Below are 9,718 nucleotides of genomic sequence, written 5' to 3'. Positions count from 1 at the left end.
TGGTGACGCCCATGGCGCCGGCATCCTGCGCCGTCAGGTGGGCGAAGACCAGCCAGTCCTGCGCGGTGCGCTGCATCCAGGTTCCAATATTGGAGACCAGGGCGCCGATGAACCAGATCCGATAATTCAGGACACCCAGCGATTGGAAGGTGGACCTCATGGCCGGACCTCCCCCGGTGTCGGTGTAGCTGTCAGCCGGTTCGGYGTCGTATCAATCAGCCCGTTCCGCCGGGAAATCCTCGGCCGGGATATCCTCGGCGGGAATCTCCGCAGAGGGGACATCCTCCGCGGATGTTCCCGCCGCGACGTCCTCGGCCGGGGCGTCGGCGGCGTCGTCCTGCTCCGCATCCTCGGGCCGCACCCGTTCGGCCCACGGAACCCACTCCGGGGCCAGGATTGAGTCCTCGGAGGGCAGCAGGCCAAGCTCGTCCACCGTGACGGTCTTGGAGCGTGAATTGCGAGTCAGCACCGCGTACCACTGCCACCCGCCGTAACCGGGAAGCAGTGAGTCGAAAAGGTGGGTGACCAGGCGGTCACCTTCACTCTTGACGCCTAGATGCCGGCCGACCTGTTCCGCCGGGGCGATGCCCTCCACGGCGGCGCGGGCGACGTCGACGGAGGCGGCCAAGAAGGCGTCGGGCTTGCCGGTGCGCCAGACGGGGACGCCGTAGCGTGGCTTGGATCCTGCTTTGGCGCCGGCGGCGACGGGGGCCGCACCAGCCGCCGCGGCGGCGTTCTGCTCAGGTTCCGGTGTCATCGTGGGCCTTACGCGTCCAACTCGTCGGCGACCTTGCGAAGCGCGGCGGCGATGGCCTTGGCCTTGTTGCCTTCCGGGTACTTCCCGGCGGACAGCGTTCCGGAGAGGTTGTCCAGCACGCTCACGAGGTCCTGCACCAACGGCGCGAGGTCCTTGGCGCTGGGCCGCTTGGCCTTGGCAATGGAAGGGGCCCTGTCCAGTACCCGCAGGCCCAGGGCCTGGGCGCCCTTACGGCCGTCGGCGACGCCGAACTCCACCCGGGTTCCGGCCTTTAGCTCAACTACGCCTTCGGGCAGCGCCGACTTGGGCAGGAAGACCTCCTGGCCATCTTCGCCTGCGAGGAATCCGAAGCCTTTGTCCTTGTCATACCACTTGACCTTGCCGGTGGGCACGTAATCAACCTTCTTCGATCTGCTGGGACGCGGCCGACGGTCAGCGCATCCGCATGGATATGCGGGTTCAGGGTGTGACCGCCCGGACCGTGTTGGTCTGTTCCTCCAAGGTTATCCTGCCTTGGCCACTTTGGCGGTTTGAGGCGCGGTCAGAGCGGGGCTGTTAGCGTTGCCTCCATGACACCACAGCACCTCCGGCGGCCCCTCTTGGTTCTTGCGGCCGCAGTTGCCGCGCTCTCACTCGCCGCCGTCGGCGCCGTCATGGCCATGGCTTTCAACAACACCGTGGCCCCCGTCTGGATCACCTCCACCGCGCTCTACGGGCTGCCCGTGGCGTTCCTGCTCATGCTGGCCCTCGTGTTCGACGCCGTTGCGGCCCGGCGCCGGACGCCAGGGCACGGCGAAAGGTAACGTTGGACTGATGTCCCTGATCCGCGCGCTCAGCAAGGAACTGCAGGCCCGCAGCGACGACTCGTTGCGGGCCCTGTTCGCCGCGCGGCCGGATCTGATCTCTCCGCCGGTTCCGGATTTCTCCGCGCTCGCCGCCCGGGCCAGCGGCCGGGTCAGCGTGCAGCGTGCGTTGGAACGGCTCAACCGTCCCGAAATGCAGGTCCTGGAAACCCTGCACCTGCGCACGAATACGGACACCGGACACAGCGCATCCGGCGCTACGCTCAAGCGGCTGATCAACGGCTCCACCGTCACGGCCCTGGAGCGGCTGCTCCACTCCCTGCAGGAGCTCGCCCTCGTGCACCGGGCCGAGCCCCCGCACGGCGTAACCGCGGCGGCGGGGCGGCAGCGCTACTACCTTCCGGTCGGCAGCCTCAAGGACGTCATCGGCATCTACCCGGCCGGGCTGGGACGGAGTTACACCGAACTCGTCCGGCTCCAGCCGGCTTTCGCGCAGCGCGTGGTGCAACTCGTCGACGAACTGCACCGTACCGGCGCCGACATCTCCCCCGCCGCCACCCCGATGGAGGCGGCGCTGTCACTGCAGCACTGGACCGCCTCGCCGGCGGCCCTGCATGCGCTGCTGGCCACTGCCCCGGACCGCACGGCGGCGCTGCTCGCCCGCTTCGGGAGCTGGGCCATGGGCGCCGTCCCCCAGGCGCAGCGGCGGGCGTCCGTRTTGCACGAGGGGCCCGACGTCGGGCCGGTCGACTGGCTGCTGGCCCGCGGGCTGCTGGTGCCGCTGGACGCCGCCCACGTGGAACTTCCGCACAGCGTGGGCGTGTCCCTCCGGGGCGGGTTCGTGATCGAGCACTTCGCCCTCAGCCCCCCGGTGCCGCAGCTGGGAATGACCAGCGCTGCGCTGCGGCGCAACGCAGCGCTCGGCGCCATCGCTGAGACCCTGAGGCTGACCGGCGAACTGCTCCATGCCGTCCGGGAACAGCCRCTCGTCACTCTGCGCAGCGGCGGAGTGGGCATCCGGGAGATGAAGCGCCTCGCCGACACCCTGCGGATCGGGCTGCACGAGGCCGGAATACTGGCGGAGCTCTGCGCCCTCGGCGGGCTGCTCCGCCTGGATGTGGACAGCTCGGCCTGGATCCAGGCCCCGCAGCTGGAATGGCTGGCGCTCCCCCGGCAGGAGCAGTGGCTGTGGCTGGTCAACGCCTGGCTCGCCAGCGAACGGGTCCCGTCGCTGGTCGGGCAGCCGGTMAGTGGCGTCGCCGCCGCGCAGGCGCACCGGGGACCGGCCGGCACCGCCATCAACGCGCTCTCGGCGGAAGCGCAACGGCCGGACGCCCCGGTGGTCCGGCGGCGGATCCTGGAAATCCTGGACGAACTCACGCGCGAAGCCTCGGCGGCTGACGGGGACGCCCCGGTGCTCGACGCCGACGCCGTGCTGGAACGCGCCGACTGGGCGCAACCGCGGATGGCGCGGCGATTCAGCTCTCTCATCCGCGGCGTCCTCGCCGAAGCCGAGATCCTGGGCCTGATCGGCTCCGGCGCCCTGACCCAGATCGGGGCGGCGGTGGCTTCAGACCACCCGGACGAAGCCCTCGAAATCCTGGGCGAGCACCTGCCTGCGGCGCTGAACCACGTGTTGCTGCAGGCGGACCTGACGGCCGTCGCCCCCGGTTACCTGGATCCCGAACTCAGCGAAAAACTCCTGACCATGGCGGACGCCGAGGGTCAGGGGCCGGCCACGATCTACCGGTTCTCGGTCGCCTCCGTCCGGCGGGCCCTCGACGCCGGACAGGACGCCCGGGGGCTGCTGGACTTCCTGCGCGAACACTCGGCCACGGCAGTGCCCCAACCGCTGGAATACCTGATCGAGGACACGGCCGCCCGCCACGCCCGGCTCCGGGTCGGCCCGGCGGCGAGCTTCATCCAGAGCGAGGACGAGACGGCTCTGCTGGAGCTGCTCAATACCTCCGCGGCCGCCGGCCTGGGCCTGGCCCAAATCGCCCCCACCGTCCTGGTCTCGCCCGCCGCGCCGCGGGAGGCCGCCCAGCTGCTGCGCAGCCTCGGTCTTTCCCCGGCGTTGGAGGACTCCGGCTCCGCCGTCGTGCGGCTGCGCCGGAGCATCCCGGCCGCCGGCGCCGCCCGCCCGGTCTACACCGCCCCGCGCACCGCCCCCGCGGACGCCGACGTCGACGCCCAACTCGCGGTGCTGCGGGACGGCCGCCCGCCTGCCGGCACCGGCTCGCCGGAGGGCCGGGGTGCCGCGGGAGCGGCCGGCGGCGAGGCCGCGACGCAGCTGGGGCTGGAGACCCTGCAGAAGGCCATCCGGCTCAAACAGAGGGTGGTGATGAACGTGGTCGACAGCCTGGGGAATGCCAGCCGCGAAACCGTTGTTCCGGTGGCTGTAACCGGCGGCCGGGTCCGGGTGTTCGATCCGGCCAAGGAAACCGAACGGGTCCTGTCGATCCACCGGATCATCGATGTTGAAGCCACAGAGGAACTGCTGCAGTGAATGACGGACCGCTGATCGTCCAGAGTGACAAAACCATTTTGCTTGAAGTGGACCATGCCCAGGCCACCGAGGCGCGGCACGCGATCGCTGCGTTCGCCGAGCTGGAGCGCGCTCCGGAGCATGTCCACAGCTACCGACTGACGCCGCTGGGACTGTGGAATGCTCGGGCGGCCGGGCTGGACGCCGAACAGGTACTCGATACCTTGCTCAAGTACTCCCGGTTTCCGGTGCCGCATTCGCTGCTGATCGACGTCGAGGAGACCATGTCCCGCTACGGCCGGCTGCGCCTCGAGAAGGATCCGCAGCACGGCCTGGTCATGCGCACCTCGGACTACCCTGTGCTGGAGGAGGTCAGCCGGGCCAAGAAGATCGCCCCGCTGCTGGGACCCCGGATCGACGCGGAGACCGTGGTGGTTCATTCCTCGCAGCGCGGCCAGCTCAAGCAGCTGCTGCTGAAGATCGGCTGGCCCGCGGAGGACTTCGCCGGCTACGTCGACGGCACGCCGCACCCCATCATGCTCAACGAGTCCGGCTGGAAGCTCCGGCCCTACCAGCAGCTGGCGACGGAGAACTTCTGGGCCGGCGGCAGCGGCGTCGTCGTCCTCCCCTGCGGTGCCGGCAAGACCCTGGTGGGCGCCGCCGCGATGGCCACGAGCTCCACCACCACGCTGATCCTGGTGACCAACACGGTGTCCGCGCGGCAGTGGAAGGACGAGCTGCTAAAGCGGACCTCGCTGACCGCGGAGGAGATCGGCGAATACTCCGGCTCCGTCAAGGAAGTCCGTCCCGTCACGATCGCCACGTACCAGGTGCTCACCACGAAGCGTGGCGGCCTGTACCCGCACCTGGAGTTGGTGGACGGCAACGACTGGGGCCTGATCATCTACGACGAGGTCCATCTGCTGCCGGCGCCCATCTTTCGGATGACCGCCGATCTGCAGGCACGCCGCCGCCTCGGCCTGACCGCCACCCTGGTCCGCGAGGACGGCCGCGAGGGCGAGGTCTTCAGCCTGATCGGACCCAAACGCTACGACGCCCCGTGGAAGGACATCGAGGCGCAAGGCTACATCGCTCCGGCGGACTGCGTGGAGGTCCGGGTGGACCTGCCCCGCGACGAACGGGTGGCCTACGCGATGGCCGAGGACGCGGACAAGTACCGACTCTGTGCGACCTCGGAGACCAAGACGGCGATTGTGGAGCGGCTCGTGGCCGAACACGCCGGCGAGCAGCTGCTCGTGATCGGGCAGTACATAGACCAGCTGGACGAGATCGGCGCGCGGCTGCAGGCGCCCGTGATCAAGGGCGACACAACGGTCAAGGAGCGGCAGCGGCTCTTCGACGCGTTCCGCGCCGGCGAGGTCCACACCCTCGTGGTGTCCAAGGTCGCCAACTTCTCCATCGACCTGCCCGAGGCCTCGGTGGCCATCCAGGTCTCCGGCTCGTTCGGCTCCCGGCAGGAAGAGGCGCAGCGGCTGGGACGGCTGCTGCGGCCCAAGCAGGACGGCCGGGCGGCGCGCTTTTATTCGCTGGTGGCGCGGGACACCCTGGACCAGGATTTCGCCGCGAAACGCCAGCGTTTCCTGGCCGAGCAGGGGTATGCCTACCGGATCATGGACGCCAAAGACGTCGGCGCCAGCGGTTAGCGGATCTCCACCCAACACACATCTGCCTCCCAGAAAACTCACAGAGTCTGGGAGCATTATGGGAACCATGAAAAAGAACGGTCCAGAAGCCAAGCTGCTCGTTGTCGATGATGAACCCAACATCCGCGAGCTGCTGTCTACCTCGCTGCGTTTCGCCGGTTTCGAGGTCGTCTCTGCCGGCACCGGGCGCGACGCCCTCGCCGCCGCCGAGCTGCACGCCCCGGACCTCGCCGTCCTGGACGTGATGCTGCCGGACATGGACGGCTTCACCGTCACCCGCCGCCTGCGCGCCGCGGGCAAGCACTTCCCGGTACTGTTCCTGACCGCGAAGGACGACACCGAGGACAAGGTCACCGGGCTCACCGTCGGCGGCGACGACTACGTCACGAAGCCGTTCAGCCTCGACGAGGTGGTGGCCCGCATCCGCGCCGTGCTGCGCCGCACCCAGCCGCTGCTGGACGACGACGCCGTCATCCGCGTCGACAACCTGGAGCTCGACGACGACGCCCACGAGGTGCGCCGCGGCGGCACGGTGATCGAGTTGTCCCCCACCGAGTTCAAGCTGCTGCGCTATCTCATGCTCAACCCGAACCGGGTGCTGTCCAAGGCCCAGATCCTGGACCACGTCTGGGAGTACGACTTCAACGGCGACGCCTCGATCGTGGAGTCCTACATCTCCTACCTGCGCCGCAAGGTCGACATCGACCCCGAGGCGCCGGCCCTGATCCAGACCAAGAGGGGCGTCGGCTACGTGCTGCGGACGGCTGAGAAGCGCTGACCTTGCTGGAACGCTGGAGGAGGGCGTCGCTGCGGTCGCAGCTGGTCGCGATCATGATGAGCCTGATGCTCGTGGCCCTCACGGCCACGGGCGCGGGCACACTCGCCCTGGTCMASAGCTACCTGCAGGGCCAGGTCGATGACAAGCTCAAGGCCGCCGTCGGGACGGCGCGCCAGCAGCAGTCCTTCAGCCAGCTGCAGGACCAGAACCCGAACGTCCCCACCGACTATTCGCTGGTGCTTTTCATCCCCGGCCAGCCCACTCTTATCTTCGGCGGGAGCAAGAGCTCACGCCCGGCCATCAGCAGCATCACCCCCGACGAGGCGCGCAGCCGCAACGAGGCTCCGTTCGAGGTGGGCGGCACCGACGGCCGCAACTGGCGGGTGGTGGCGGTCAACGTGCTCGACGGAAGCCAGCGCGCCGCCGTTGTGGTGATCGGGCTGCCGCTCTACCCGGTGGATTCGGTGATGGAGCACGCCACACTGGTGGTGGTGGGCGTCGGGCTGCTGACCCTCGTACTCGCCTTCTTCATCGCAACCTGGACCGTTACCCGGTCCTTCCGCCCGCTCGCGCGGGTGGAAAAAACCGCGGCCGCCATCGCCGCGGGCGACCTGTCCCGGCGTGTGGAGGTCGAGAATCCCGACACCGAGGTCGGCCGGCTCAGCAGGTCCCTGAACGCCATGCTGGCGCACATCGAGTCCGCCTTCGCCGCGAGGACGGCCTCCGAGGCGAAGATGCGCCGCTTCGCCGCCGACGCCTCGCACGAGCTGCGCACCCCGCTGGTCACCATCCGCGGCTACTCCGAGCTCTACCGGCACGGCGCCCTGGCCACTCCCGAGGATGTGGCCACCGCGATGGGACGGATCGAGAGCGAAGCCAAGCGGATGGGCGCGATGGTGGAGGACCTGCTGCTGCTGGCCCGGATCGACGAACAGCGCCCGCTGCAGCGCAAACCCGTGGACCTGCTGCTGCTGGCCCACGACGCGGTGGTGGACACCCAGGCCAGCGACCGCAGCCGGGTGATCTCGCTCCGCGGGCTCGACGGCGATGCCGGCGCCCCGGCCCCGGTGATGGGAGACGAGTCGAAGCTGCGCCAAGTCATCGGCAACCTCGTCGGCAACGCCCTGCGCTACACGCCGGACGGCAGCCCGATCGAACTCGCCGTGGGGCTGCGGACCGATCCTGCCGGGGCACTCCGCTCCGTGGTCGAGGTCCGCGACCACGGGCCAGGTGTCCCCGAGGACGAGGCCGACCGGATCTTTGAGCGTTTCTACCGGGCGGACACCTCCCGGACCAGGGAGACCGGCGGCAGCGGCCTGGGACTGGCCATCGTGGCCGCCATCGTCGGCTCGCACTCGGGCTCGGTCCGCGTCCAGCCGACCGACGGCGGCGGCGCCACCCTGGTGATCWGCCTCCCGCACCTGGCCGAAGCGGAACCGCCGGAATCAGCGGCCGAGGCCTCTGACGCGGACGAAGACGCCTCGCCCGGCACGGTGCGCAGCTAACGTTTTCCACATAGGGAACTTGCCCGCTGGGACCGGGGCGGTCCGCTGCCTAGGCTCGAAGAGTCCGGGAACTCCGGGCGCTTCCACCCCAGGCAGCCGGGAGTCCTGCTCCCCCTGAGACCAAGTCGGGACGCCCGGCTGCCTGCCGGCACGCTCGAAAGGCCACCACGTGAGCATCATTTCCGTCGACACCGAACAACTCCAGCTCAAGTCCGCCAATGTCCAGGCCACCGTCGAAAGAATCAGCGCCGACGTCCAGGCCATGAAGCGCGGCCTGGACGAACTGCAGGGCAGCTGGCGCGGGACGGCCGCCACCAACTTCCAGGCCCTGCTTGCCGAATGGGCGCTGACCCAAGGCAAGGTCGAGGCCTCACTGGCTTCGATCAACCTCGCCCTGAACTCGGCGGCCGCCAACTACGCCCAGGCGGAGTTGAACAATGCCCAGCGATTCGGCTAGCTGCCGGGGCTGGACCGGCACTCCCCTGGCGGCCCCGGAGCGGCCCGGCGCCCGCTGGTGCAGGCCGGCCCGGGCGCGTGCGGCCGCTATGCCTCGGGGGTGCCTTGGTGGAAGCGCAGCCGCCACTGGACGCCGTCCAGGACCCAGAGGGAGCTTCGCAGCACCATCCCGGAGCGGTCATGGCTGCGGTACGTCAGGAGTACGCTACCTTCACTGATTCGTTCCGCGGCCAGCAGTTCCAGCTCCACGGGGGCACCCGGGTCGTCCTCCAGTGCCATCATCATCTCGTCACGGGTCCAAAGGCGGCCCGAGCTGCCGATTTCGGTGAAGTCCGGGTGCAGCAACACACCGGTGCGGCCCACGTCGGCGCGGGTCTCCGGGCGCAGCAGCTCCCGCTCCAGAGCCTCAACGATTGCCTCTGCGCTCTGCTCCAGGCCTGAGGCAAGGGAGTCTTCCGCTGGCTCACTGAAGAGGTCCGGTTCGCTAAAGAGTCCGGATTCGCCAAACAGGGTGGGTTCGCCCACCATTTCCCGGATTCCGGCACGGGCGCCCTGTGGACTGGACTGGACCGGCCGGATCCCTGCCGTTGGGGCAGCCTGCGCCGCGGGCGCGGCCGGGAGGGACTGCCGAGCAGGGACGGCCGCGTCGCCGGCGCGGACAAAGCCGGGGCCTTGCCGCGGGGCCACGCCCTGCTGGTAGGCACCCGCGGCAGCCCGTGCGCGCTCGTCCGCTGCCTCGTTGAGGTCGTGGCCTGCGTGGCCGCGGACCCATTCGAAAGTGTACGTACGCCCGCGAAGTGCCTGGTCGATTTCCTTCAGCAGGTCGACATTGAGCACGGGCTTGCCGTCGGACTTCCGCCAGCCCTTCCGCTTCCAGCCGGGCATCCACTTCGTCACCGAATTGATGACGTACTGGCTGTCGCACAGAATGTGCAGGGCCTCGTCCGGGAGGTGGGCCGTGGCCCGGAAGAGGTCCAGGACAGCCATCAGCTCGCCCTGGTTGTTGGTGCCGTGCGGCCATCCGCCGGCACGCCAGCAATCGTCATTCACGTACCAAGCCCAGCCGGCCGGACCGGGGTTTCCTAAAGCCGAACCGTCGGCCGCTGCAGTAATCGTCACTGCACCATCCTGCCAGACCTCAACCACCCAACGCTCCCTCACCACCGGAGCCAACCCACCCAACGCTCCCGCACCACCGGAGCCAACCCACCCAACGCTCCCGCACCACCGGAGCCAACCCACCCAACGCTCCCGCACCACCGGAGCC

At 69.3% G+C, this 9,718-nt stretch carries 9 protein-coding genes and 1 pseudogene; 6 read left to right on the top strand and 4 right to left on the bottom strand.

Annotated features, from left to right (window positions below; translation table 11 throughout):
• The 3 genes and pseudogenes from AB4Y86_RS04950 to AB4Y86_RS04940 all read right to left on the bottom strand — a co-directional run.
• Positions 1-160, bottom strand: a pseudogene (locus tag AB4Y86_RS04950) (MFS transporter); the annotation flags it as partial.
• 51 nt (positions 161-211) lie between these two features.
• The gene (locus AB4Y86_RS04945) at positions 212-757 is read right to left on the bottom strand and encodes a DUF3027 domain-containing protein (protein WP_441400621.1); all 546 of its coding nucleotides are present in this window, start codon (positions 755-757) and stop codon (positions 212-214) included.
• An 8-nt stretch (positions 758-765) separates the two neighbouring features.
• The gene (locus AB4Y86_RS04940; RefSeq protein WP_441400619.1) at positions 766-1,149 is read right to left on the bottom strand and encodes a cold-shock protein; all 384 of its coding nucleotides are present in this window, start codon (positions 1,147-1,149) and stop codon (positions 766-768) included.
• 177 nt (positions 1,150-1,326) lie between these two features.
• Here AB4Y86_RS04940 and AB4Y86_RS04935 point away from each other — a divergent pair, with 177 nt between their 5' ends.
• The 6 genes from AB4Y86_RS04935 (at position 1,327) to AB4Y86_RS04910 (ending at position 8,452) form a co-directional block, all read left to right on the top strand.
• Complete coding sequence (locus AB4Y86_RS04935; RefSeq protein ID WP_441400617.1) at positions 1,327-1,560, top strand: hypothetical protein; 234 nt, start codon at positions 1,327-1,329, stop codon at positions 1,558-1,560.
• Between the two features lie 10 nt (positions 1,561-1,570).
• Positions 1,571-4,069 (top strand): helicase-associated domain-containing protein, encoded by a 2,499-nt coding sequence (locus AB4Y86_RS04930; RefSeq protein WP_441400615.1) that lies wholly within the window; start codon positions 1,571-1,573, stop codon positions 4,067-4,069.
• A complete protein-coding gene (locus AB4Y86_RS04925) occupies positions 4,066-5,712 on the top strand; it encodes a DNA repair helicase XPB (RefSeq protein WP_441400614.1) in 1,647 nt (548 codons plus the stop codon). The genes AB4Y86_RS04930 and AB4Y86_RS04925 overlap by 4 nt, the downstream gene beginning before the upstream one ends.
• A gap of 67 nt (positions 5,713-5,779) precedes the next feature.
• Positions 5,780-6,490 (top strand): response regulator transcription factor, encoded by a 711-nt coding sequence (locus tag AB4Y86_RS04920; RefSeq protein WP_441400613.1) that lies wholly within the window; start codon positions 5,780-5,782, stop codon positions 6,488-6,490.
• 2 nt (positions 6,491-6,492) lie between these two features.
• On the top strand, positions 6,493-7,995 hold the full coding sequence (locus tag AB4Y86_RS04915) for a sensor histidine kinase (protein ID WP_441400611.1): 1,503 nt from the start codon (positions 6,493-6,495) through the stop codon (positions 7,993-7,995).
• A gap of 169 nt (positions 7,996-8,164) precedes the next feature.
• Positions 8,165-8,452, top strand: a complete 288-nt coding sequence (locus AB4Y86_RS04910) for a WXG100 family type VII secretion target (RefSeq protein WP_441400609.1) — start codon at positions 8,165-8,167, stop codon at positions 8,450-8,452.
• Positions 8,453-8,538: 86 nt separating this feature from the next.
• Here the strand turns inward: AB4Y86_RS04910 and AB4Y86_RS04905 are convergent, their stop codons facing one another.
• A complete protein-coding gene (locus tag AB4Y86_RS04905; RefSeq protein ID WP_441400607.1) occupies positions 8,539-9,570 on the bottom strand; it encodes an RNase H family protein in 1,032 nt (343 codons plus the stop codon).
• Positions 9,571-9,718: the final 148 nt, after the last annotated feature.

It is taken from the genome of Arthrobacter sp. 2YAF22_2, from assembly GCF_052114645.1.
Taxonomy (GTDB): Bacteria; Actinomycetota; Actinomycetes; order Actinomycetales; family Micrococcaceae; genus Arthrobacter.
The sequence above is the reverse complement of the archived record's forward strand: the minus strand, read 5'-3'. Positions and strand labels throughout refer to the sequence as shown.